A 22,164-nucleotide genomic window follows, 5' to 3' on the forward strand; every position below is an offset into this window, starting at 1 on the left:
AGTTGCGATAACAACACCTGCCAGCCTTTCACTTCAGATTGTTCATGGGGTACGTTCTCTGTCACCCTTTCACCTCCTGGTGCTGCCAGCGGGCAGGCTCCACTTCAAAGGACACGACTGACGGCTGATGCCAGACCGCCTGATCATCCACCCAGGCCGCTATCCACATCCGTGCCGTGGTGGACGGCAGACGAACGGGACGCGTCATGCCGATATCAGACCAGACCGGGGAAATCTGAGCGCCATCGGATATGACAGCGACACCTCCTGTTCCCGCAACGCTCCCCCGGAACGGATTGCGGGCTGTTGCCCCCGGAGTAACAGCTGCTGCGGCATTTTTTGTCACAGGTGATCCCCCCGCAGACGTCGCGCTCGCCTTAATCACCGGCACAGCAGCCAGTGGTGGCAGGATGCGGCGACCTTCAGCGGCTTTTCCTTTCTGATTTTCAGTCATGGTACGGGCCTTGTTATTCGCCTCGTCCATCGTCATACAGCCATTGCTGGCCGTATCATTGCAGTCAAATTCACTTTTCATGCCGGCACAGCCTGTCAGCATCAGGCCACCGGCAAGAACCATCAGTAATGCAGGTTTCATTGTTGTTGTTCTCCGCTCTGACCCTCTGACTGCGGGACTGCATCCCCCAGATTCAGTTCCCGCAGCATCTGCTGCGACACCTGAATGCCGTTATCCACCACGGCTTTCGCCTGCTGTGCCGGGCGGGACTTTTTGTCCTCATCCGTGTACTTCAGCTGAAAGCCTTCCTGAAACACCACCGTCACTTCCGTGCCCGCCCCAACTGGGATGACGGGGTGATACTGTTCGGCACGTTTGATGTAGTAATCACTCAGTGTTTTACCGACCTGAGATGCCCCTCCACCCAGCGCACCGTTCATCACCGTACTGCCAGAGACAGAGGCCACAGCGCCGGCACCCGGTGTCTCCTGACCAATTTTGGCTACACCACTGCCGATACCGTCCACTGCCCCCGCCGCAAACGCCCAGCCGATAATTTTGCCATTGCGCATCACCGGCTCACCTTTGATACCGTTCTTGCCCCGGAAAGAGACGTGTCCCTTGAATGGCATATCAATCACGCCCTCATCCTTATGACAGGAAAGACGATCAGTACGAATCAGCGCCCGCTCGCTGGAAATATCGCCATACGCGCCTGCTGTTACCATGCAGCCGGTCAGGTCATAAGTTTTGTCGTTGGGCATTCTGACCAGGCCGGTCAGACGGAACTGCATGGGGGACGGGTCACTGTTACCGGTGACGGACGCATTGGCATCGGCCCCTTCAATCACCACCGCCGGCGCAAAACTGGCCGACGGGATATAGGGCAGAAGCGGTTTATCGCTGACAGCAGATTTCTCACCATAATCCACCGTCATCGAGGACAGGCCTTTTTTCGGCTGCGGTGTCACCTGATACTGTGTGACAGGTGCCAGATTATTCACCTCACCACCGCCTCCCGGCTGGTAAAACGCCGTCGGCGGAGGAACAGAAGAACCAGTGCCAAAAGAAGGCACCGGTTGTCCTGCGGGTAATTCGGGACCGCCATTCTCTTTCATGGCCTCCTGTTCAGCCCGCAGAATGGCCAGTTCATTCTCCTGCTCTTCAATCTTTGCCCGGTAGTCCTGCTCCCGCTGTTCCATCTTTGCCAGGCGGGATTCGAAGGCTTTGAGCTTTTTCTCCGCCTCACTGGCGGTATGCTGAATATCCGCGACCGCAGCATCGGAGACCTTCTTGTCAAACGTCTGTGACACCACACCGGTCATATTGGGCGGAGGCGCTTTCTGCTGTGTCTGTGCTGCTTTCCCGGAAGATTTAACCGTTGACATATACCAGGCACCCGCGCCAACAGCACTGATACCCAGCGCAATCACAGCCATACGCAGGTTTTGTTTGCGGCGAACCAGCTGATTGACATTAGCCACCGTTCACCTCCTCCTGCCCCACCGTCACCCAGACTTCCGCGCTGGCACCGGGGAGCAGTGTTTCTGCCCACGGTGATATCAGCACACTACGCACGCCAGGCGCACTGAAGAGACGCTCCGGTAAAGCCCTTGCCTCAGACTGACGGTTACTGACCCGGTAGCGGTACACCCGCAGGGCATCACCACTCCACATATGCTCAGCCCGGAGCGTCAGACCGGCCGGAAGCGAAAACACCGGTTCACCGACAACGGGCGAAGCCACATACCCCGGTGGTACTTCCCCGCGCAGCAGGGCTTTCTGTACATCAACCAGCAACGCCACATAATCGTGGCTCCGTTCCCAGGGGGCAGCCGCCTTCTGGCGGACTGGCTGGTCACTCATCAGGTGCACTACCCGACCATCCCGGGCCTGTGGTTGTCCGATGACCGACACCACCAGACCACCTTCCGTGCGAACATAAAATGTGAATGGTGTCGTTTTTTCCGTCATCAGCACCACACCTCCGTTCGCCATGCCTGTCTGCCCGTAGTCCCCGGCATTCGTAAACGTCCCCTGCGCACTGTCCACAGCCACAATGCGATCGCCAGGCACAACCAGCAGGTTGGGCTGGGTATTGCTGAGCGCGATCCGCGCCTGTGCATCCGGACTGACCGGCACCCTGACCGGCAACTGTGCAGACGGCGCAGCCTGTACGCCACAGGCCAGGCTACACAACAGAGCGACTGCGCTCAGCCACATCTGCCCGTTACTGTGCGGTTTTCTCTTTTTCATTCACCAGTTCCTTAAATGACCTGATTGTCGTCATGCCATCCCGGTAACCCAGCTCCAGCCGGTACGCTTTCTCTTCCGGCAGAGCTTCCCGCTTACCTATCCACGTTTTCAGTGTCCCGCGAAAATCCACCACGCCGGCTTGCGGGTACACATCAATACCCGTCATGTAAAACGCCGAAGAGACGTTGTTGGTGATGATCTGACTGGCTTCTGCGTCCAGGATCGCTTTCATCTGCGGACGTGCAGCCGTGTCGAAGTAACGCAGTAATGCCTGATGCTGTGCTTTAATCGACTCCGGCGTGACGTTAAGCCGCAGAAACATCAGCGATTCAGCCACCTGCTGCAGATAGCTGGCATCTGCCACATTGCGTGAAAGCGAAAACGGCTGATTAAAAAACATCGGGATATAGGTTTCTTTTTGTCCCCGCTCCAGGTCTTCAATACGTAACCAGGCAAGAACGTTGGCGGACAGGCTCAGTCCGAGGAAAAACAGCAGAATGACAAATGTCAGGGATGTGAACTTCAGGGCTGAGCGATGTGCGCTCAGGTCCATATGTCCCTCCTTAGTTACTTAAGCCACAGGCGCCAGGCCGATTCCGGCAGAACCTTAAACTGTCCGTTCAGGCCGGGCAGGTGCCAGTAACACATGTTAAAAAGCCAGGAAGTGCCCTTCCCTTTTTTGAAATGGGTCAACGCAAACCAGAACAGCAGCCCGGCAATCAACCCGATCAGACTCTGATTGAAGTAAATTCCGACACAGGCCGGTGTCAGGCCAACAGACGCCTCATCAAGAGGGATCCCGATGAGGCGTTTCTGTTCGGTCAGCGTCTGAGGAAAGATGTAACGATCTTCCACTTCACCGCTCATTGACCATCCTTGCTGTTATCAGGGAGCAATCATGCTGAAGATAACTTTGGTCACCACAATAAATACCGGGATCAACACAAACGTGGCCGGGTTGTGGTTACGCAGATAGAGCATGAAAACCAGGAAAACTTCCGCAATCATGAAGTAATACATCATGGTGGAGTCTTCACCGAAAGTTGCCTCCACATCGGCCTTACCGGCGGATGCCAGGTCAGTGGCCTGCGCCATGCCCTGTGCAGCCAGCCAGAGAGCCAGCGGCGCAGCAACATATTTCACCAGGGCTTTGGCGGTTGATTTATTAACAACAGCCAAACAATGTGACAACAAACCCGGCTTACGTTTTTTCGCAGACGTTGCCATGACATTATTTAAAACAGCCATTTCAGCCATATAAACTCCTCTTTAACGGACAATAAAAAGTTATATGGGCGGAATTGCCCTCTGAATACCCGAAAACAGATATTCAGAACGAAACACCGGAATATCGCAGATACGCTACCGCCCTCGGGTGCAAATCCGATCGTGACCGGGAAATACGGTCTGCAGGGCGCAAAAGTCCCTGCCCACAAATAACAGGGCATGACAAATGCAAAAGAAGCTCTTTCTCCGCAAAAGGCAAAAGAGTATTGCTGATATTTAAACTCCCGCTACGGAGTTTCTTTACTGAGCAAAGATTTAAACGGCTAAATCAATTCTCCTTCAATATCTCCCAATAAATCTCCTCAATATCCGGGACATGTTTAAGGCTATGGGCTAAACGCAACATAGCTTCATGACGGACTTTACGCCCTGAACGCTTAGCGGCCTCATGAAGACGTTGTGCTGTAACATCGCTCATTACTACCGATACTGATTTATGTCGTGTTCTACAGCTTTTCATAAACCCTCCCACTACCACTTCATGGATATATTGTTTCAGAAAAAAACAAATAGCGAAACGGGTACACCTGTACCCGTCATTTTTACAAAAATGCCTTCTAGCATGCTGCCTTAATTATTTTTAATAGTTTTGTAACACTTTTTAACTGGATCGTTTTGGGTATATATCTTTCCCACCCATACAACCCAGAAATATAGAGAAAGTTTTTTAAAGTATGTACATTTAACGTTCTAAATGAACGATTAAGCAGTTCTGCTGTATTTTTCAAATTCCTTTCTGTAATTTTCGATATATCCCGATAAGAATACCCCATCAAACATAGCCAAAGTGCACACCATTGTGACTCATTGAGGAAATCAAGCGGATTAAGCTCAGAAAATTCTCTGACTGGCTTTTCGAGAACACTATCTGTTGAAGATTCTTTTGATAACATCTTATTATAAGACATAAAACTAAAACGCCTTAGAGAGCACACATCAATAACTCGCGTTATTGTGTATTTTTCATCACCAAAAAGGAAAGGTTCTGTGATATACACAAGCGGCGTATAATGTTTATCACAATAAAAAAGATGGATTTCAAGAGTAATGATACGAAGTGATTTACTCATCACTGTTGTACGTATCTTTTTGTTTCTGCGACGATAATTTTTAGACAAAACGCCTAGTTCTTCATCAGACTTCCCGTACAGATTGGGATTTTTGAGTTTGAAAAGTTCAGGAACAGTCCTGGAATGTAGCAAATATTCTCCATCTGCATTCATAATGAACCATGGAGCAGCATTATCTGTATAATGTTGCAGAAAAGCGGTTAAAAGATCTTGAGATCTAACAGATAGATCAATAGAGTTGTACTTAGCCATAACTAGTCCTCCTGCAACGGCTAGATTGTGGTTAGCACTGGCAGCGGGACCGATATTCCCCTGTCAGTGCGACTCAGTTAAATTTTAAAATAGTCAGACGTCGCCAACTATTTTTTCAATGCAAATTTTATCAAACACTTTTTCTTTGTTCAATATCCCTCATTCTTTTTCAGGAAAAAACTCCTGCAACGACTCTCTTATTTCATGCTTAAACTTCGAAATCATCTCATGATAGTTATGACGCGAATCCGATTTTATTTCTGTTAAATCAAACATACAATTAAGAATAGCCTGAGTAGTAAGGCGACTCTTCATACATTCTTCCAGAAGTCGCTTACGAAATAATTCCTCATCAGTTAACCCGCCATTTTTTTCCTCTTCCTGTTCACGCTTTTTTAATTGCTGTACAACGCGTAATCCCGTCTCCAGCAATTCGGAACAGACACTTGACATATTAACATCAGCCGGAGTGGCTCCTTCAGCCAGTCTTTCATCAACAAGCTGACGAATACCATCAAGTGTTTTTTGTTTCATATAAACGTTTTGTCTCGGCATTAAATATTTCCTGCTACAAAATTACAGCGCCTGATGCAGCACCGTTCAAAAAACAAGCAACAGTGCCTGATCCAGCACCGCAGCACCATAACAGGCACTATAGCATCAATATCAGGCACTGTAAGCAGCACTGTACAGGCAAAATCCAGCCACAATCCAGCACCATAACAGGCACCGTTACGGTGCCTGTTGTTTGGTAATGTCATGATTAATAAAGATTAGCACTGTAACCAGCCACAAAGCAGCACCAATCCAGCCACAATCCAGCACTGTTACGGTGCTGCGTATAGCTGAAAAGTGCAAAATTTGCTACATAAAATAATTTTAATATACTGATTCTAAAGACAAATCATGCAAAACACAGTTTTGCGACAGGTGTGAGGAAAATACTTTCAGAGGAGAGATGAGGCAAAAAGCATCCCGGGGCTGATTCGGAATTTCGGGGCATTGCCTGTAAAGCACAAAAATGGCATGCTCACGCCATAGTATTGACACTATAAATAGTAAATGCATGCATATGATTATCGCCATTATCCTCATAATGTTTGCAGGAAATACATATTCCTCTGACTGTTTTGAACTTGCTGGCAGAGATTACAAAATAGATCCCGATTTACTGAGAGCGATTTCATGGCATGAATCCCGTAACAGGGTTAATGCTATCGGCATTAATCCTGTTACGGGATATGGCTCCGGCCTGATGCAAATCGACTCCCAGCATTTTAAGGTGTTGTCACGTTACGGAATAAAACCAGAACACCTGGTTACAGACCCGTGCATGAATATTTATACCGGTGCGTATTACCTGGCAATAGCGTTCAAAAAGTGGGGCGTAACGTGGCGGGCTGTCGGTGCTTACAATGCCGGTTTTCGCAACACAGAGGAACAGGAACGACGCAGAAAAATTTATGCTACAAAAATACAGAACATTTATCGCAATATAAAGAACAAACGAGGGTACTGAAAGATGTTATGCCGCGACAGCGGCATGGAAGGCCACACACAAAAATACCATATGAGTGATAATGCTGACTGGCCGAAGCCCCGCGAAGCGGGAACCCATCTTATATATACCCGGTAACTGCGCAGCCTCCTGCCAGACCATTTTTCGCGGGCACAATATTTACAGACGACCGGAAAGCCAGTTGATGAAATTGAGGCATATCAGACGACACAGCAATGCCGCATAATGATAATATAAGTAAAGCCCCGAAAAAATTTTTCGGGGCTTTACTTATATTATCATGACTTCCACTCCCTGAACTGTTCGGCAATCATCCATAATGCTTTGTTAATTCGGATGTCACCATCAATGCCTGTAATGGCTCTTGTCCTTGTATTTTTACCGGAGGCACTTTTTCCCGATAATCCACCTTTTATCATATTCTCCTGAACCCGCTGCCAGGTCGTCCAGAGATCGTTCTGTTTATCCTCCCGACGACGGGGAGTAATTATTTGTTCAGGCGTCACTGGCGTTTTATTTTCATCCTCATACCTGACCATCAGTGCAGCCCTGCCAAATAAATGTTGCTCGTCACTGTTAAGATGAATTTCTTTCATCGCCTCCATATTATCAGTGACCTTATCAAAGACATCGAGCACTTCATATGCTCCCTCGATAACCTGCCCGACAATATCGCCTTTATGTGGAATGCGTATTTCACCAAAATTATTCCCGCACACCAGGCCATTTGTGCAGACAAAACGAAAAATTCCGGGGATCATCTGATAACTGGATGAACCATCATGTGAATTAAGCAGGATAATTTCAGGAACTTCCTGCCCGTTAATATGCCCTTCCCTGCGAAGACGTAACATATGTTTACTGTATTCGCGACGCCCCAAATCACGAACCCGACTCTGACAGGCAAAGAACGGCTGGAAACCTTCATCACGTAACTTATTGATGATATTGATGGTTGGGATATATGTATAACGCTCACTCCGGGATTCATGTTTATCACCAGAAAAAACAGACGGCACAAACTGCATTAATTCGTCATCCGTTAACGGGCGCTCACGGCGAATGGAATTATATCGGCCAAAACGGGAGGCCAGTCGCATAATATTCACTCCTCGCTGAAAGAAAAAATAAGTCAAAAATTTTTTCGCTTAATTTCCTCCCCCTGATTGTTATTAACAAATCGACAACAATCAGGGAGAAAATCATCACACCGGACTGATCATGGGCTGACCGGCCTGTTGGCTGAAAAGCATCATCAGTGCACTCAAATCACTGGCTTTTTGTCTGATAACTGGCGTGTGATTTTCCACGCTGTCCAACAACGCCCCCAGTTCATCATTGATTTGCCCTAACTGTTTCATCAGCGTTTCCGCATCCTGGCTGCTCTGATATGCAAGATTTGCCTGAACAGCACGATTCTGCATGATGTCGATTTGTGTGATCGCGTCTTTTTGTTGATCGCCGGTTGGCTGATAAGTGGTGTTAAAAGAAAATGCGCTCATAATTCCTCTGTATCTGATGTTTTCAGCCCCCATCACCCGTTGAGTTTCGGGAGCCGCGGTTTTGACGTTTTGCGGGGACCTGCCGTTTGTTCCCTCCGGTATTAACCATCACCCGTTTGAGAACCTTCGCCGCAAGGGGCATCACTGCCACGACCGGAAACGACTGTCCGGGGGCAGACCGCAAAAGTTTTTGCCTGCTTCCGGGCAAAAACTTTTGTGGGATGTGCATTTCACCCCTGGACTGGCGGAGACGGTTGTGGCTGTCTTTGCCCCCGGGGACAGGGGCTTAAACAGGTGAATGGCACCGGATACAACAACGGGCAGGTGCCCGCCGCAACGACGAAGAGCGCGTGCGCGAAACGGCGTTGCCCCTCACATCCCGGCGGCCTTTTGCCGGGATGCCGGGAGCGCAGGTCACGGCGCGACAGAGGCGGCGCGACCGGAACGGTCGCTGCAAGCCGGGGGTTTGGCGTCAGGGATGGAAGCCCGCCAGGGCGGAGACAGCTTCGCTGGCTCCGTTCACGACATCCCGCCCCGCCAGGGGGACGCCCGGGAAAGGCACAGGTAGGAGAAGAACAAAACTGACAGGAATCAGGGCAGCAGTAATCAGAGTCAGAACAGGAGGAAAAAGAGAATAATCACAGGGAAGGTGATGTAATTTCCGACAGGCCATAACCAGAGAAGGCGGGGGAAAAGAACGAGCGCCGCAGGCGCACGTTCATTCCCGTTCCCGGAGGGAAACAGCCTTCCAGGCAGTCTGGTTGTTCATGCCCATACAATGCCAGCAAGGAGAAAGGGGCCACCGGCGAACCAGCAGCCCCTTTATAAAGGCGCTTCAGTGCAGTCAGACAAGCATCAGCCCTGAAAAGGCGGGCCTGCGCCCGCCTCCGGGTTGCTACTTACCGCCGGATTCGTAAGCCATTGTTGCCGTAACTTCCCTGTATCGCCAGCAGCATATCTTCTCCCGAATGGGGGTGGAGGTTCCCGTCAGTACAATGGCGGATATGGTTGGTGTCGCCGGAGCTGCACTGGCCCCGTTGGCAAAACTGTTACACCACGAGCTTCTGACACGGGATGTTATTCATGCTGATGAAACGTCCCTGAGGCTCCTTGATACCCGGAAAGGCGGTAAGTCCTGCTCCGGCTGGCTGTGGGCTTACGTCAGCGGAGAAAGAAGCGGCCCGCCGGTCGTCTGTTTTGACTCGCAGACCGGACGGACCCTCAGATATCCTGAGGCCTGGCTGCAGGGCTGGCGTGGTGGCACGCTGGTGAGTGACGGATACAGCGTGTACAAATCTCTGGCGGATAATCACCCCGGTATCACATCCTCCTGTTGCTGGAGCCACGCAAGACGCGGCTTCGCAAATCTGTATAAGGCCAGCAGGGAGCCCCGTGCAGCCATGGCGCTGAGAAAAATCGCCGGCCTTTACCGCATTGAGAAACTCATCCGCGACCGACCTGTGGAAAAAATACGGCAGTGACGACAACGGTACTCCCGGCCGATAGTGAACGACCTGTTTGCCTGGCTTGAAGAGCAGGAGCCGTGCTGTCCGCCCGACGGGCCATTAAATAAGGCGATTAACTATATCCTGAACCGGCGCGATGAACTGAGCTGCTTCCTGGGTGACGGAGCTGTGTCCCTGGACAACAATATCTGTGAGCGAGCCATTCGCCCGGTGGTCATGGGGCGGAAAGCGTGGTTATTCGCCGGTTCACTGATGGCCGGGAACCGCGTGGCACAGATAATGAGCCTTCTGGAAACGGCAAAACGTAATGGTCTGGAGCCACATGCCTGGCTGACAGACGTCCTGACGCGTCTGCCGGAATGGCCAGAGGAGCGACTGGCAGAGTTGCTGCCCCTTGAGGGATTTACCTTCTCCGGGTGAGAGATACCTGCCGTCAGGTGTTCGTGCACCGGGCTGTAACCTGAAGTCGGTAATTGAACGCCTGACGACAGGAGATCAGCCAGGCTAGCAACCACGCGGGCTGACAGCGGGGCAGAACCTGAATCAGCCCGGAACCATTCCCGTGTCAGTACTTCACGACCTGACGCAATTACCCGACTCAGTACTTCAGAGCCCGCCGCCGGTACCTGCCCGGCGCTCGCCCCTGCGCAAGCAAAATAAATCGACCATTGTCAGACTGCGATCGTTCGTGTGCATCGCTGATGACGCGCCCGAAAAACGCGTCAATATGAGTTCGCCGGAACGATACAATGTAACTCTGTCATACACGTTCGTAAGCGGCCCTGACAGCCCGACTGCGGGTAAACCCTTCAACCGCGTACAGCACATTTTCATTGCTGACAGATCGTATAGCCTTGCAGGACAGGGGGAACTGGAGAATATCTGGTCCCTCTAAGGTTGAGTCGCTTCCATGTAAACATGCAGATGGTTTCAGCTTTATGTCAGCAATGGCACCTGTTTGCTATTCCTGCAGATGAACGGTTAGCCTGCTTTTTCAGGGCGATGATTGCCTTTGAATGCCCATTTGGTAATTCAGAATTACCTCGGAATATGCACACTACTATAAAGTCAGGAGCCAAACTCAAACTCGTTTGGCTTGAACGTGATCATACCAAAGCAGACATTGTTGCAGATGTACTTGCTACTGCAGGTTTCCCTGATTTTGGGGATCAATTGAAGCTGCTGGCTACCAGCAGCCTGCAAAAAACACATAAGCTGGCCTGAAAGGAATACTTCACAATGAATATCATTGTGTTGGTAACCTGCTGTTATCGTGATGAAATTACCGCTCAATTTTTTCGGTTGACGCGGTCTGTTCCTGCATGGTTTTCATCTTTAGCTTCTGTTTTTCCCTTATTGCCAGCCAGCGTCTGGCATTCTGCGCATCGCATTCTGATACCTGACCTGCTGGTAGTCCATCCAGTCCATAACGAGGGATACCTGCGACAGCAGTCCGCTGCAGATATACCTGTCGGGTGGTGATGTAGGATATTGCACAGGACCATTCATCCAGTGTCAGTTCTGTCTCAGGGTGTTCTGTCAGGAATGCGGCAGAATCATTGGTTATGCCAATTTTCAGTGGAAGAAATCCCCCGCTTTCTGCGCGAAGATGGGGAAACAGAGACTTAACTTTTTCCACGCAATCGTGAGTAAATTCATGAGTCCAATGAGGCTGGCGTGGAAAACGGCGTCTTTTCTTTTTTTTCTTACTGGCAGAAGCTTCAGGGGGATGAGTATCGACGGCAGGAGAACTGCTCCCCACAGAGACTGGTTCTTCCATCTTTACCGTTTCTGAACGTGCGATAACACCTGTTTCTTCAGATAAGGAAGGGGGTGAAAGAGTACGACGTTTTTTCACTATAATGATGGGGGTTTTCTTTTCTTCCTGATATTTACCCATAAAAACCTCTACGATGTGTTCTTATATAATAATATATATCATATTTTCACGATTAACATAATATATTCGTTAAGAAAATAACAGAACAAAACTTGTTGTTTTTTATGACAGGCATGAAATGAACCAGCATAATTATATTAATCATTATCCCAAATGAGCTTTTTGTATTTGCTCATTTGGGATGGTTGGATATTTTAAGTTATATCTATTATATCATTCTCAGGTAATCGTTCCATTAAATCAGAAACTACGGGCTGTAACCAGTCAGTGACTTCTCTTACATACTGATGCCATTCGGGATGCCTGGAGGCCAGATCCATCACTCGTGTTAACCCGGACGGACGATCAATGCCCAATTTAGTTAAAATGTTCGAGATATAATTATGAGCATCAAGTTCAACTCTGATATCCCTTGCTGTTTCTATTATTTCTAAATATTCGCCACCCAATCCGTCCAGTGGGACATTTGTAATAAGATAATGAATGTATTGTTCAGGCTTAACCCCATTTGGAAGATTAAATTGTTTTATTTTTCCTTCCGCCGCCGCCTTTAACTCATAAGTTCGTGATTCTGTGCCGGTGAAAACTTTATCAAGAGCAGTTTTCTTTTCATTTTCTGTGGGATATTTGTTGCCATCAAGAATATAAAGTTTATCAGATAGATTATCTCCACGAATAAGTGTACTGGCAAGTAGAGTGAATGCGTTTGAAGCTGCGCCAAATTTAAATATTTTCACATATCTGCTGGCCTTAAGTGAAGAGCATATTTTATTTATTATTGCAACAGCCAGATCATCTTCCACATATATTTCAATGGGAGTTGTTGATTTACCTGTTAATCTGTTTATAGCATCAGGTTTTGTTTCTTCAAATGAATAACTACGGCCTTGAATGTTTACGACGTGTCTTATAATTTATCTTGTCTGATAAAGTGGTTACCATTTCTCTATGGGTAGTGAAGATGATTTGTTTATTTTTATCTTCGGCATGAGTTGATATGACGTCTATTAACTTTTTCAATGCTTCGTCATGCAACAGCAAATCTAATTCATCGATTAATATTAATGCGTTCTTGTCCGCTTTCAATATTGTTTCCAGAATTAAAAATATCTTTTGCTCTCCTGTGCTCAGACTTAATGATGAGTAGGCCACTCCCTCTGACTCAACTCCAATCAATATTTTTCCATTGGGTTGTTGATGTTGATTGAAACTTGTATATGGTTTATTAAGTATATAGGAGGCGTAATGAAGAATGTTTGTTATTAAATCATTACTGACACTGCTGGTTTCATACTGAATATTATTCTTTTTTTCTGATTCTATTATAGGAACACATTTATCAATGCCAAGATAGTAAACTTATCTTAAAGGACGACGAGCATAGATCTGAATCCATCGTGAGCCTCGAACATCAGCTTTTCCATAATTTTTCAATTCATTTTCAATCATTACCCCATCTTTACGATAAGTTAAATTTACAATGAAGTCACTGCCGTTCCATTCAGCATGTGGGCTGCGTGGAAAAAAATGCATTAACCGATGGTCTTCACCGGGGAAACCTTCTTCAGGCATGTATATGCTTGCTATAGCATGGAGTATTGTTGATTTTCCGCTTCCATTTGGACCTAAAATTGCGGTTAACGCATGAGGTTTAAAAATAATCTCGTTTAATCCATTTATACATTTTAGTTTGTTAATTTTAATGGAGTTCAAGACTTGACCAGTAATGGTTTTTTTCTTTTTTCTGCCATTTTCAAATCCTAGCATTATGTTGGGGGGATTCACCATGTAATTCAGAAACATATAACTGTGAACAGGGGATATATCAAATCCTTTTAATATTCTATTTGGCACAGTATTCTACATCATGCCTCTTTTATGCTACAGACTTTTTGGGATATCTGTAATTTTAGACTTAATGTTATGACTGATCATATCTCCTATCCACTGGTGGCGCAGGAAAGTTAACCGGCTGCCACCATGGGATGATGTGTAAACCGTGCAGGTATGTTTTTACAGGGTGATGCTTTCATTAACCTGCGCACGAACCTCTATTCCTGCATCGTGACAGGCCTGCAGCCACAGCGCCACTTCCAGCGGATCGCCTTCCCGGCGTACCACCCTGCCTTCTTTATTCCATAACTGCAGACAGGTGCTGCCGTCGAGACGCACCACAAAATCTCCACGGCAGGCCTGATACGTCATGCCGTCCAGCTCCACCGGCAGATCTGTAGCAGAAGTGCCGTCTGCAGACGGACCTGATACCGGGACCAGCGGCAGTACGACGACTTCTGCCGCGCGCTGCTCCGCCAGGACGCGCGCCTGTTCGTCAGCGAGAAGCGGGGCGGACAGTGCACGCCCGGCATCCGTCAGTTCGACAGCCAGCTGCAGATTAGGGGCGCGCAGGGTGCGCAGCCAGCCTGATGCTTCCATGCGCCGGCAGGAGGCGCGCAGGTTTGGCCCGTAGACCGGGGCTTCCCCGCTTCGCTCCAGCACCCGTTCTATGTCCCGCGTCAGCACGGGGCCCGGCCGTTTTTCATCAAGGGCAGCCAGCACAATCAGTACTCTCCGCTGCAGTGGCGACGGTCGGCGGCTCTGAGTCATTAACTGTCACCCTCCGGCCAGATGAGTTTTTTGAGGCGCTGATAATCGGTATCAATGCGTTCCCGGGCCTGTGCGTGATTGTTCTGTGGCGCACCATGAATGGCCAGTTCATACCACAACCACAGCAGAGCTGAGGCCTTCAGTTCACTGATGCATCTGGCGCTCTGGCTGTCCAGCCCACATTCACGGATATTTTTTTCCGCTAATCGGGTTAGTTGCTCATAGCTGAGTGAAAACCCCCTTTCTTCATCCATCCTGCACGCTCTATCTGATAATGTTCTGACAGGTAAAAATCATATCTTGTATGATTTGTGTGTTGTTGATTCCTGATAATATCAGATATTGTTTTATCTTAAATAATGAAAATCATATCTGATATGATTTTATGTAAGTTGCTTAATTATCATATTTCTTGCCCGTTTCCCGCCGCGCAGATCCGGTTTCCGGCAGTTACGGATCTTCCTTTCCCTCTGCACAGCGCCATCTCCCGTCAGCACAACATGTCGTGCTGAATTCATCTGCTCATGACACTATATGTTGTGTCATCTCCCTGACCTGTGATGCGCCGCGCAGGGGCGGAAAACAGCGATATGATGATTTCCTCAGCGTGGTACACTTCCGGAAAGTTGTGATATTCCGGAAAGTCGGATCTGACGGAAACGGCTCTCCGGTAATTACGCTTTGTTTTTATAAGTCAGATTTTAATTTTTATTGGTTAACATAACGAAAGGTAAAATATATAAGGCTTACTAAAAGCCAGATAACAGTATGTGTATTTACGCGCTGATTTTTGCGGAATAAGAATATATACTGACATGCATACCCGAAGCGTGTCAAAAAGAGGTGTGCTATGAAGCAGCGTATTACAGTGACAGTTGACAGCGACAGCTATCAGCTGCTCAAGGCGTATGACGTGAATATTTCCGGTCTGGTCAGTACGACTATGCAGAACGAAGCCCGGCGACTGCGCGCAGAACGCTGGCAGGCTGAAAATCAGGAAGGGATGGCAGAGGTCGCCAGGTTTATTGAAATGAACGGCTCTTTTGCCGATGAGAACAGGGACTGGTGAAATGCAGTTTAAGGTTTATACCTATAAAAGAGAGAGCCGTTATCGTCTGTTTGTGGATGTCCAGAGTGACATTATTGACACGCCCGGGCGGCGGATGGTGATCCCCCTGGCCAGTGCACGTCTGCTGTCAGATAAAGTCTCCCGTGAACTTTACCCGGTGGTGCATGTCGGGGATGAAAGCTGGCGCATGATGACCACCGATATGGCCAGTGTGCCGGTCTCCGTTATCGGGGAAGAAGTGGCTGATCTCAGCCACCGCGAAAATGACATCAAAAACGCCATTAACCTGATGTTCTGGGGAATATAAATGTCAGGCTCCGTTATACACAGCCAGTCTGCAGTCATGGTACCGGCAGTGTATTCTGCCGGACAGTCTGCACAACTTCCTGTTGCCATTGATTATCCGGCAGCGCTGGCACTCCGCCAGATGTCGATGGTTCATGATGAACTGCCGAAATATCTGCTGGCTCCCGAGGTGAGTGCCCTGCTCCATTACGTCCCGGATCTGCGTCGCAAGATGTTGCTGGCCACTCTGTGGAACACCGGCGCGCGTATTAATGAAGCACTGGCGCTGACGCGGGGGGATTTTTCGCTCGCGCCTCCGTATCCGTTTGTGCAGCTTGCCACCCTGAAACAACGGAGCGAAAAGGCAGCCAGAACGGCAGGAAGAATGCCCGCCAGTCAGCAGACTCACCGGTTGGTTCCGCTCTCTGACTCCTGGTACGTCAGCCAGCTGCAGACGATGGTGGCAACACTGAAAATTCCTCTGGAACGGCGTAATAAACGAACAGGCAGGACAGAGAAAGCGCGGATCTGGGAAGTGACGGACAGAACGGTCAGGACCTGGATTGGGGAAGCAGTTGCCGCCGCTGCCGCTGATGGTGTGACGTTCTCTGTCCCGGTCACGCCACATACGTTCCGCCATTCCTATGCGATGCACATGCTGTATGCCGGTATACCGCTGAAGGTCCTGCAGAGCCTGATGGGGCATAAGTCCATCAGCTCAACGGAGGTCTACACGAAGGTGTTTGCGCTCGATGTGGCTGCACGGCACCGGGTGCAGTTTGCGATGCCGGAATCTGATGCGGTTGCGATGCTGAAACAATTATCCTGAGAATAAATACTCTGGCCTGTATATGGGAAATACCTCAAGTCTCCCCAGGGATGGGAGACAGGCCTGGTTATTTCTTTATACTAACAATGGTGATTACTGTCTTATATTACTGACGCTGGCAACTCCGACTACGCAAAGAAGCATTATCATCGCTGACCGGGCGCATGGCATTGCAGGACGGAAGGACGACCGCACAGACTTACGTCGGGCTTCGGCGGTTTTCTCCTGTGCCATATGAAATCACAGCGTACCGTCTTACATGCCATTGACGCACATTGTTTAGGTTATCCAGTTGGACAACTCCATTAAATATTTACTGCCAGCCCACGTAACCTAAGTGTCTGCAGGAGACGCACAGATTATGTTGTAATTTTGTGTTGAAACAACTTCTGTAACTTTTTGAACAGAGAAAACCATTTATTATGACGCAAGCCTAAAAGTAGCAACACCAGGACAGCGTAACTTACTGATTGCATTGAGGTAATCTTTACTGACCACAGATAATGTATGGGGACCAGGAGCGCGACAAGATAGACGAAGTTATGCAATTGTTGCCAGCGTTTGCCTAAGGTTCGCTGCATCGCCTGCGTGGAAGTGAATGTTAAAGCCAGTAAAATCAGCCAACTGATAATTCCGAGCGTTAAATAAGGTCGGGTGATTAATTCCTGACCCAATAACGTCAGATTATTCACTCCCAGCTCCAGCAAGGCATAACTGGTTAAGTGCAGCGTTGCCCAGGCGAAACACCATAAACCCAACAGGCGGCGAGTGCGAATCAATAATGGTTGTTTAGCGTAGCGCGCCAGCGGCGTAACCAACAAGGTCGCCAGCAAGAATTTCAGCGCAGTCCGACCGGTAAAATGCTGAATATCTTTCACCGGATCGGCACTTAATCCACCGTGGTTAATTGCCCACATCAGCCAGACAAACGGCAAAAATCCGGCAAGATGCAGGCAAACTTTCAGCCATGTCACTTGTTTTGCTGTCAGTCGCACTTAGAAATTCTCCCGTAAATCCAGTCCACGATAAAGCGACGCCACTTGATCGGCGTATCCGTTAAACAACAGCGTTGGCTGACGTTGCACATCAAGAATGCCACCTGAACCGATAAACCGTTCGGTAGCCTGCGACCAACGGGGATGATCAACATGCGGATTGACGTTGGCATAAAAGCCGTATTCATCGGGCGCGGCCAGATTCCAGGTGGTTGGCGGACGCTCCCGGGTCAGCTTAATACTGACAATCGATTTAATCCCTTTAAAGCCATATTTCCACGGCACAATCAGCCGTACTGGTGCGCCATTTTGTGGCGGTAGCGCCTTGCCATAAACACCAACGGTCATCAGCGTGAGCGGATGCATCGCTTCGTCGAGACGTAATCCTTCTATATAAGGATATTTCAGGCCGCCGCCAATAAACCGGTCCTGCTGGCCTGGCATCTGTTCCGGCGCATAAATAGTTTCGAAGGCGACGTATTTCGCGTTACTGGTCGGTTCTGCCAGTTCCAGCAATTTGTGCAGCGGAAAACCAATCCACGGCACCACCATCGACCACGCTTCTACGCAACGCATACGATAAATCCGCTCTTCCAGCGGGAAACGACGGGTCAGTGCATCATGATCGAGGGTTAACGGTTTAGCGACTTCGCCGCTGATTTTCAACGTCCACGGATCGGTTTTCAGACTGCCGGCATTTGCCGCCGGATCGGCTTTATCCAGTCCGAACTCATAGAAGTTGTTATAGCCGGAAACTTTATCTTCCGGCGTCAGTGGCAGGTTATTTTGCCAGGCAGCAGGCCTGCTGAATTCCAATGGCTTCCCGGCGGGCGCGGGCGGGCGATTGTTACCCTTAAACCAGCTGAGCACATCCGCATGGGCGGCGTTTGGTAAAGAGAGGGCTGCAGCGCTGATACCTAATGCTTTCAGAACTTGCCGACGTTGCATAAAAAAAGCCGACTCGGCGGTAATATCAGATTCTTTTAATCTCATAATTCATCACGATTTTTTGTTATTTATCAGCAAGAGCTAACCTGTCAGGAAACGTCTTTCCTGACAGAAGCAGAGATATGCATCTATATATTTATGAGTTAACTTCCACGATAGGTTGAATATCCATATTGACTGAGCAATAAAGGCACATGATAATGTTCATTCAGTTTATTAATATGAAATTCAACGGGGATCTCAGGAAAGAAACTTTCAAGATTTTGTTGCTTGAAATAGTCCCCGGTTTTAAATATGACACGATAATCGCCTGTGGTCGCAGTTTGTTCGGGCCACAGCGCCTTAATTCTTCCATCTTTATCTGTTTTAGCGGTATTAAGTTGTAACCAGTCATTATCCGCTTTCTTTTCAAGAGTGACTGTCACATCGGCAGCAGGTTTTCCTGTTTGCTGGTTCAAAATATGCACGCTAAGAATGTTTTGTTGTGTGGCATAAACCAAAGACGGTAATGAGAATGCAGCCGTTGCCACCGAGAGTAGTAAATAACGCTTTAACATGTTTATATCCTTGTCATGTGAATGAGCTTTGAGGATAGCGAAAAAACGTCTGGGTAACCTTACAGCAGAATTACAATTTTGTAATGAACCAGGCTGTTTCTATAATATATGATTTATGGCATATTATTTTCATGAAGATTCTACTTATTGAAGATAATCAAAGAACCCAGCAATGGGTAACGCAGGGGCTTTCAGAAGCGGGTTATGTCATTGATGCCGTTTCTGATGGCAGAGATGGGCTTTATTTTGCGCTGAAGGATGATTATGCATTGATCATTCTGGATATTATGCTTCCTGGTATGGATGGCTGGAAGATCTTACAAACGTTACGAACGGCAAAGCAAACCCCCGTTATTTGCCTTACAGCAAGGGATTCTGTCGATGACAGAGTCAGAGGGCTGGACAGTGGAGCAAATGATTATCTGGTAAAACCCTTTTCATTTTCTGAGTTGCTGGCAAGGGTTCGGGCGCAATTAAGGCAACATCACGCCCTGAATTCAACATTAGAAATCAGCGGGTTAAGAATGGACTCTGTCAACCAAAGTGTGAGCAGAAACAATATCAGTATTACTCTGACGCGCAAGGAGTTTCAGTTACTTTGGCTACTGGCCTCCAGAGCTGGCGAAATTATACCCAGAACGGTTATTGCGAGTGAAATTTGGGGGATCAATTTCGATAGTGATACCAATACGGTGGATGTTGCCATTCGCAGGCTCCGCGCAAAAGTTGATGATCCTTTTCCTGAAAAACTAATCACCACAATCCGGGGGATGGGGTATTCATTCGTAGTGGTAAAAAAATAATGAAAAGATTATCTATAACCATCCGTTTAACCTTGCTTTTTATATTACTGCTGTCTGTAGCTGGCGCTGGAATTGTATGGACTCTCTATAATGGCCTGGCAAGTGAGTTGAAATGGCGCGATGATACAACGCTCATTAACCGGACAGCGCAGATCAAGCAGTTGCTAATTGATGGAGTAAATCCAGACACTTTACCAGTGTACTTTAACCGGATGATGGATGTTAGCCAGGATATCTTGATTATTCATGGTGATGGCATCAATAAAATTGTTAACCGAACAAATGTCAGTGATGACATGTTAAATAACATACCTGCGACTGAGACAATCAACGCAGCTGGCATTTACAGAAGTATTATTAATGATACAGAAATAGATGCTTTGCGAATTAATATTAATGAAATTTCGCCAGTATTAACGGTTACTGTAGCTAAATTGGCTTCAGCAAGACATAACATGCTTGAACAGTATAAAATCAATAGCATTATAATTTGCATTGTCTCCATTATATTGTGCTCGGTACTTAGCCCGCTGTTAATCAGAACGGGATTACGAGAGATCAAAAAGTTAAGTGGTGTAACTGAAGCATTGAATTATAACGATGCCCGTGAACCTGTTGAGGTTAGCGCACTACCGAGTGAACTAAAACCTCTTGGGCGGGCACTGAATAAAATGCACCATGCTTTAGTAAAAGATTTTGAACGCCTTAGTCAATTTGCTGACGATCTCGCTCATGAACTTAGAACGCCAATTAATGCATTACTTGGTCAGAATCAGGTCACGCTCAGCCAAACAAGAAGTATCGCTGAATATCAAAAAACAATCGCTGGAAACATTGAAGAGCTGGAAAATATTTCGCGGTTAACAGAGAATATACTTTTTCTTGCCAGAGCAGATAAAAACAATGTTTTGGTGAAACTGGATTTGCTTTCTCTCAATAAGGAAGCAGGAAATTTGTTAGACTATCTTGAATATCTCTCAGACGAGAAAGAGATTCGTTTTAAGGTCGAGTGCAATCAGCAAATCTTTGCGGATAAAATTTTACTACAACGAATGTTATCGAATCTTATTGTTAACGCTATTCGATATTCACCGGAAAAATCGCTCATTCATATAACCAGTTTTCTTGATTTCAACGGATATCTTAATATTGATGTCGCCAGTCCAGGAAAGAAAATTAATGAGCCGGAAAAAATCTTCCGCAGGTTTTGGCGGGGAGATAACTCGCGTCATTCCGCAGGTCAGGGACTTGGTCTTTCTTTAGTCAAAGCGATTGCCGAATTGCATGGGGGAAGCGCCACATATCACTATATAAATGAAAATAATGTATTTCGAATCGCCTTACCACAAAAATATTAATTTATGACAACAATTTATCTTTTGGGGTTGGCATATATTCTAAATGTGAAGGCGAAAACTGTCGCTGCAGGGGAAATCTGGCAGGATGACAGTTGGTTGCCTGCAGCATAAGCACCGTTTATCACTGCCTGGCAGACACTTCAGGCGGCGGCAGTTACGTACGACCGTTATTGCTGGCTCACGACTTCAACATTGTTGAGTACTTTTGTAAGGTTGCCGCGTGCGGTACGGAAGTTAATGGATTGCATAAACATCTCGTGTACTCGTTATATGTACACAAAATGGTTTTACCCGCAATAATGTGTGATAAGCAAACAAAAGGATCCGAGCACTGCGATTTATTGTCGTGGAAGGATCCGGGCGTTCAGGTCAGAATACCTGTATCCATAAACAGTGTGTGTGCTACGTGAAAAATAACTCATGAACAATGTCATTCCCCTGCAGAATTCACCAGAACGCGTTTCGTTGTTGCCGAACGCCCCGGGCGTTGATTTTGCGACCGCCGTGGCATTACGAGGCATGGCCACCTCCACCGGTGCCACCCTGGCCTATCTTCTGACCCCGGAAGTGAGCGTCCTCTTCTGGTATATGCCCGACCAGCGACATCACATGCTGTTCACCACTATGTGGAACACTGGTATTCGTATCGGAGAAGCCAGAACGCTGCCCCCCGGAGTCGTTTGATCTCGACGGGTTAAGACCATTTGTGCGGGTGCTGTCAGAAAAAGTCCGCGCGCGACGCGGACGCCCGCCAAAAGATGAAGTCCGCCTGGTTCCGCTGACAGATATAAGCTATGTCAGGCAGATGGAAAGCTGGATGATCACCACCCGGCCCCGTCGTCGTGAACCATTATGGGCCGTGACCGACGAAACCATGCGCAACTGTCACGAACGGTGCAATAGTGATCCACACCCAACGCCTGAAATCAGATCCAGGGGGTAATCTGCTCTCCTGATTCAGGAGAGCTTATGGTCACTTTTGAGACAGTTATGGAAATTAAAATCCTGCA

29 protein-coding genes and 3 pseudogenes are annotated in these 22,164 nt (G+C 47.9%); 10 read left to right on the top strand and 22 right to left on the bottom strand.

All coding sequences use genetic code 11. The features are described from left to right. Positions 1-61: 61 nt before the first annotated feature. The 9 genes from traV to traM form a co-directional block, all read right to left on the bottom strand. A complete protein-coding gene (gene traV / locus A9587_RS19260; protein ID WP_105263856.1) occupies positions 62-595 on the bottom strand; it encodes a type IV conjugative transfer system lipoprotein TraV in 534 nt (177 codons plus the stop codon). Next, a complete protein-coding gene (gene traB, locus A9587_RS19265; protein WP_105263857.1) occupies positions 592-1,938 on the bottom strand; it encodes an F-type conjugal transfer pilus assembly protein TraB in 1,347 nt (448 codons plus the stop codon). Before traB ends, traV begins: the two co-directional genes overlap by 4 nt. Next, positions 1,931-2,710, bottom strand: a complete 780-nt coding sequence (traK, locus tag A9587_RS19270; RefSeq protein ID WP_105263858.1) for a type-F conjugative transfer system secretin TraK — start codon at positions 2,708-2,710, stop codon at positions 1,931-1,933. The genes traB and traK overlap by 8 nt, the downstream gene beginning before the upstream one ends. Beyond that, entirely contained in the window at positions 2,685-3,263 is a 579-nt protein-coding gene (traE, locus tag A9587_RS19275; protein ID WP_000365872.1) for a type IV conjugative transfer system protein TraE, read from the bottom strand. The genes traK and traE overlap by 26 nt, the downstream gene beginning before the upstream one ends. Positions 3,264-3,277: 14 nt before the next feature. After that, a complete protein-coding gene (gene traL, locus A9587_RS19280) occupies positions 3,278-3,577 on the bottom strand; it encodes a type IV conjugative transfer system protein TraL (RefSeq protein ID WP_105263859.1) in 300 nt (99 codons plus the stop codon). An 18-nt stretch (positions 3,578-3,595) separates the two neighbouring features. Further along, on the bottom strand, positions 3,596-3,967 hold the full coding sequence (locus A9587_RS19285; protein WP_105263860.1) for a type IV conjugative transfer system pilin TraA: 372 nt from the start codon (positions 3,965-3,967) through the stop codon (positions 3,596-3,598). Between the two features lie 298 nt (positions 3,968-4,265). Next, a complete protein-coding gene (locus A9587_RS19290; RefSeq protein ID WP_306372092.1) occupies positions 4,266-4,457 on the bottom strand; it encodes a TraY domain-containing protein in 192 nt (63 codons plus the stop codon). A 97-nt stretch (positions 4,458-4,554) separates the two neighbouring features. Beyond that, complete coding sequence (locus tag A9587_RS19295; RefSeq protein ID WP_105263861.1) at positions 4,555-5,319, bottom strand: hypothetical protein; 765 nt, start codon at positions 5,317-5,319, stop codon at positions 4,555-4,557. 159 nt (positions 5,320-5,478) lie between these two features. Continuing rightward, entirely contained in the window at positions 5,479-5,874 is a 396-nt protein-coding gene (gene traM, locus A9587_RS19300; RefSeq protein ID WP_105263862.1) for a conjugal transfer relaxosome DNA-binding protein TraM, read from the bottom strand. 511 nt (positions 5,875-6,385) lie between these two features. Here traM and A9587_RS19310 point away from each other — a divergent pair. Further along, complete coding sequence (locus tag A9587_RS19310; RefSeq protein WP_097736382.1) at positions 6,386-6,838, top strand: transglycosylase SLT domain-containing protein; 453 nt, start codon at positions 6,386-6,388, stop codon at positions 6,836-6,838. A 278-nt stretch (positions 6,839-7,116) separates the two neighbouring features. On the opposite strand, the gene A9587_RS19315 is transcribed toward A9587_RS19310, so the two are convergent. From A9587_RS19315 to A9587_RS24770, 3 genes are all read right to left on the bottom strand, one after another. Then, complete coding sequence (locus A9587_RS19315) at positions 7,117-7,938, bottom strand: DUF932 domain-containing protein (RefSeq protein WP_001234451.1); 822 nt, start codon at positions 7,936-7,938, stop codon at positions 7,117-7,119. Positions 7,939-8,043: 105 nt separating this feature from the next. After that, positions 8,044-8,340 carry a hypothetical protein gene (locus tag A9587_RS19320; RefSeq protein WP_097736367.1) on the bottom strand — a complete coding sequence of 99 codons (297 nt, stop codon included), beginning with the start codon at positions 8,338-8,340 and terminating at the stop codon, positions 8,044-8,046. 22 nt (positions 8,341-8,362) lie between these two features. Further along, positions 8,363-8,569, bottom strand: coding sequence for a hypothetical protein (locus A9587_RS24770; RefSeq protein WP_053272777.1), 207 nt, complete (start codon positions 8,567-8,569; stop codon positions 8,363-8,365). 69 nt (positions 8,570-8,638) lie between these two features. On the opposite strand from A9587_RS24770, the pseudogene A9587_RS24880 reads away from it, so the two are divergent. Next, a pseudogene (locus tag A9587_RS24880) lies at positions 8,639-8,905 on the top strand (hypothetical protein); the annotation flags it as partial. Here A9587_RS24880 and A9587_RS25135 read toward each other — a convergent pair. Further along, a complete protein-coding gene (locus A9587_RS25135; protein WP_105265883.1) occupies positions 8,813-9,013 on the bottom strand; it encodes a hypothetical protein in 201 nt (66 codons plus the stop codon). The pseudogene A9587_RS24880 and the gene A9587_RS25135 sit on opposite strands and share 93 nt — an antisense overlap. A gap of 265 nt (positions 9,014-9,278) precedes the next feature. Here A9587_RS25135 and tnpC point away from each other — a divergent pair. Next, positions 9,279-10,226: pseudogene (tnpC, locus tag A9587_RS19340) on the top strand (IS66 family transposase); the annotation flags it as partial. Positions 10,227-10,724: 498 nt separating this feature from the next. Beyond that, the gene (locus A9587_RS19350; RefSeq protein WP_157941550.1) at positions 10,725-11,030 is read left to right on the top strand and encodes a DUF6685 family protein; all 306 of its coding nucleotides are present in this window, start codon (positions 10,725-10,727) and stop codon (positions 11,028-11,030) included. A 58-nt stretch (positions 11,031-11,088) separates the two neighbouring features. Here A9587_RS19350 and A9587_RS19355 read toward each other — a convergent pair whose 3' ends face one another. The 6 genes from A9587_RS19355 to A9587_RS19370 all read right to left on the bottom strand — a co-directional run bounded on the left by A9587_RS19355 (position 11,089) and on the right by A9587_RS19370 (position 14,564). Next, positions 11,089-11,706: a ProQ/FINO family protein gene (locus tag A9587_RS19355; protein ID WP_105264032.1), complete on the bottom strand. Its 618-nt coding sequence runs from the start codon at positions 11,704-11,706 to the stop codon at positions 11,089-11,091. Positions 11,707-11,900: 194 nt separating this feature from the next. Next, positions 11,901-12,509, bottom strand: coding sequence for a hypothetical protein (locus A9587_RS25140; protein WP_236941934.1), 609 nt, complete (start codon positions 12,507-12,509; stop codon positions 11,901-11,903). A 76-nt stretch (positions 12,510-12,585) separates the two neighbouring features. Continuing rightward, positions 12,586-13,050: an AAA family ATPase gene (locus A9587_RS25145; protein ID WP_336595935.1), complete on the bottom strand. Its 465-nt coding sequence runs from the start codon at positions 13,048-13,050 to the stop codon at positions 12,586-12,588. Positions 13,051-13,065: 15 nt separating this feature from the next. After that, entirely contained in the window at positions 13,066-13,473 is a 408-nt protein-coding gene (locus A9587_RS25150; protein WP_236941933.1) for an AAA family ATPase, read from the bottom strand. A 246-nt stretch (positions 13,474-13,719) separates the two neighbouring features. After that, on the bottom strand, positions 13,720-14,310 hold the full coding sequence (locus A9587_RS19365; protein ID WP_097736501.1) for a hypothetical protein: 591 nt from the start codon (positions 14,308-14,310) through the stop codon (positions 13,720-13,722). Continuing rightward, positions 14,310-14,564, bottom strand: a complete 255-nt coding sequence (locus A9587_RS19370; protein ID WP_105264033.1) for a hypothetical protein — start codon at positions 14,562-14,564, stop codon at positions 14,310-14,312. Before A9587_RS19370 ends, A9587_RS19365 begins: the two co-directional genes overlap by 1 nt. Before the next feature lie 596 nt (positions 14,565-15,160). On the opposite strand from A9587_RS19370, the gene ccdA reads away from it, so the two are divergent. The 3 genes from ccdA to A9587_RS19385 are packed head-to-tail and all read left to right on the top strand — an operon-like array spanning position 15,161 to position 16,493. Then, on the top strand, positions 15,161-15,379 hold the full coding sequence (gene ccdA, locus A9587_RS19375; RefSeq protein WP_000813639.1) for a type II toxin-antitoxin system antitoxin CcdA: 219 nt from the start codon (positions 15,161-15,163) through the stop codon (positions 15,377-15,379). Position 15,380: 1 nt separating this feature from the next. Next, entirely contained in the window at positions 15,381-15,686 is a 306-nt protein-coding gene (gene ccdB, locus A9587_RS19380; protein ID WP_001159871.1) for a type II toxin-antitoxin system toxin CcdB, read from the top strand. After that, positions 15,687-16,493 carry a site-specific integrase gene (locus A9587_RS19385; protein ID WP_105265885.1) on the top strand — a complete coding sequence of 269 codons (807 nt, stop codon included), beginning with the start codon at positions 15,687-15,689 and terminating at the stop codon, positions 16,491-16,493. Between the two features lie 359 nt (positions 16,494-16,852). On the opposite strand, the gene msrQ is transcribed toward A9587_RS19385, so the two are convergent. The 3 genes from msrQ to hiuH form a co-directional block, all read right to left on the bottom strand. Continuing rightward, positions 16,853-17,488 (bottom strand): protein-methionine-sulfoxide reductase heme-binding subunit MsrQ, encoded by a 636-nt coding sequence (gene msrQ / locus A9587_RS19390; protein WP_105281942.1) that lies wholly within the window; start codon positions 17,486-17,488, stop codon positions 16,853-16,855. Next, positions 17,489-18,481, bottom strand: a complete 993-nt coding sequence (msrP, locus tag A9587_RS19395; RefSeq protein ID WP_105281943.1) for a protein-methionine-sulfoxide reductase catalytic subunit MsrP — start codon at positions 18,479-18,481, stop codon at positions 17,489-17,491. A 98-nt stretch (positions 18,482-18,579) separates the two neighbouring features. Continuing rightward, a complete protein-coding gene (hiuH, locus tag A9587_RS19400) occupies positions 18,580-18,993 on the bottom strand; it encodes a hydroxyisourate hydrolase (RefSeq protein WP_000920117.1) in 414 nt (137 codons plus the stop codon). Positions 18,994-19,124: 131 nt separating this feature from the next. On the opposite strand from hiuH, the gene hprR reads away from it, so the two are divergent. From hprR to A9587_RS19420, 3 genes and pseudogenes are all read left to right on the top strand, one after another. Further along, positions 19,125-19,796 (top strand): response regulator transcription factor HprR, encoded by a 672-nt coding sequence (hprR, locus tag A9587_RS19405; RefSeq protein ID WP_105264054.1) that lies wholly within the window; start codon positions 19,125-19,127, stop codon positions 19,794-19,796. Further along, positions 19,796-21,154: a heavy metal sensor histidine kinase gene (locus A9587_RS19410; protein WP_105264053.1), complete on the top strand. Its 1,359-nt coding sequence runs from the start codon at positions 19,796-19,798 to the stop codon at positions 21,152-21,154. Before hprR ends, A9587_RS19410 begins: the two co-directional genes overlap by 1 nt. 420 nt (positions 21,155-21,574) lie before the next feature. After that, positions 21,575-22,037 (top strand): annotated as a pseudogene (locus tag A9587_RS19420) (tyrosine-type recombinase/integrase); the annotation flags it as partial. Positions 22,038-22,164: the final 127 nt, after the last annotated feature.

Source organism: Escherichia sp. MOD1-EC6162, from assembly GCF_002965125.1.
Classification (GTDB): Bacteria; Pseudomonadota; Gammaproteobacteria; order Enterobacterales; family Enterobacteriaceae; genus Escherichia; species Escherichia marmotae.

Coding starts and splice junctions, on each gene's coding strand:
- traV (WP_105263856.1), bottom strand. CDS start 595: ATGAAACCTGCATTACTGATGGTTCTTGCCGGTGGCCTGATGCTGACA.
- traK (WP_105263858.1), bottom strand. CDS start 2,710: ATGAAAAAGAGAAAACCGCACAGTAACGGGCAGATGTGGCTGAGCGCA.
- traE (WP_000365872.1), bottom strand. CDS start 3,263: ATGGACCTGAGCGCACATCGCTCAGCCCTGAAGTTCACATCCCTGACA.
- traL (WP_105263859.1), bottom strand. CDS start 3,577: ATGAGCGGTGAAGTGGAAGATCGTTACATCTTTCCTCAGACGCTGACC.
- A9587_RS19285 (WP_105263860.1), bottom strand. CDS start 3,967: ATGGCTGAAATGGCTGTTTTAAATAATGTCATGGCAACGTCTGCGAAA.
- A9587_RS19290 (WP_306372092.1), bottom strand. CDS start 4,457: ATGAAAAGCTGTAGAACACGACATAAATCAGTATCGGTAGTAATGAGC.
- A9587_RS19295 (WP_105263861.1), bottom strand. CDS start 5,319: ATGGCTAAGTACAACTCTATTGATCTATCTGTTAGATCTCAAGATCTT.
- traM (WP_105263862.1), bottom strand. CDS start 5,874: ATGCCGAGACAAAACGTTTATATGAAACAAAAAACACTTGATGGTATT.
- A9587_RS19310 (WP_097736382.1), top strand. CDS start 6,386: ATGCATATGATTATCGCCATTATCCTCATAATGTTTGCAGGAAATACA.
- A9587_RS19315 (WP_001234451.1), bottom strand. CDS start 7,938: ATGCGACTGGCCTCCCGTTTTGGCCGATATAATTCCATTCGCCGTGAG.
- A9587_RS19320 (WP_097736367.1), bottom strand. CDS start 8,340: ATGAGCGCATTTTCTTTTAACACCACTTATCAGCCAACCGGCGATCAA.
- A9587_RS24770 (WP_053272777.1), bottom strand. CDS start 8,569: ATGCACATCCCACAAAAGTTTTTGCCCGGAAGCAGGCAAAAACTTTTG.
- A9587_RS25135 (WP_105265883.1), bottom strand. CDS start 9,013: ATGGCCTGTCGGAAATTACATCACCTTCCCTGTGATTATTCTCTTTTT.
- A9587_RS19350 (WP_157941550.1), top strand. CDS start 10,725: ATGCAGATGGTTTCAGCTTTATGTCAGCAATGGCACCTGTTTGCTATT.
- A9587_RS19355 (WP_105264032.1), bottom strand. CDS start 11,706: ATGGGTAAATATCAGGAAGAAAAGAAAACCCCCATCATTATAGTGAAA.
- A9587_RS25150 (WP_236941933.1), bottom strand. CDS start 13,473: ATGCTAGGATTTGAAAATGGCAGAAAAAAGAAAAAAACCATTACTGGT.
- A9587_RS19365 (WP_097736501.1), bottom strand. CDS start 14,310: ATGACTCAGAGCCGCCGACCGTCGCCACTGCAGCGGAGAGTACTGATT.
- A9587_RS19370 (WP_105264033.1), bottom strand. CDS start 14,564: ATGGATGAAGAAAGGGGGTTTTCACTCAGCTATGAGCAACTAACCCGA.
- ccdA (WP_000813639.1), top strand. CDS start 15,161: ATGAAGCAGCGTATTACAGTGACAGTTGACAGCGACAGCTATCAGCTG.
- ccdB (WP_001159871.1), top strand. CDS start 15,381: ATGCAGTTTAAGGTTTATACCTATAAAAGAGAGAGCCGTTATCGTCTG.
- A9587_RS19385 (WP_105265885.1), top strand. CDS start 15,687: ATGTCAGGCTCCGTTATACACAGCCAGTCTGCAGTCATGGTACCGGCA.
- msrP (WP_105281943.1), bottom strand. CDS start 18,481: ATGAGATTAAAAGAATCTGATATTACCGCCGAGTCGGCTTTTTTTATG.
- hiuH (WP_000920117.1), bottom strand. CDS start 18,993: ATGTTAAAGCGTTATTTACTACTCTCGGTGGCAACGGCTGCATTCTCA.
- hprR (WP_105264054.1), top strand. CDS start 19,125: ATGAAGATTCTACTTATTGAAGATAATCAAAGAACCCAGCAATGGGTA.
- A9587_RS19410 (WP_105264053.1), top strand. CDS start 19,796: ATGAAAAGATTATCTATAACCATCCGTTTAACCTTGCTTTTTATATTA.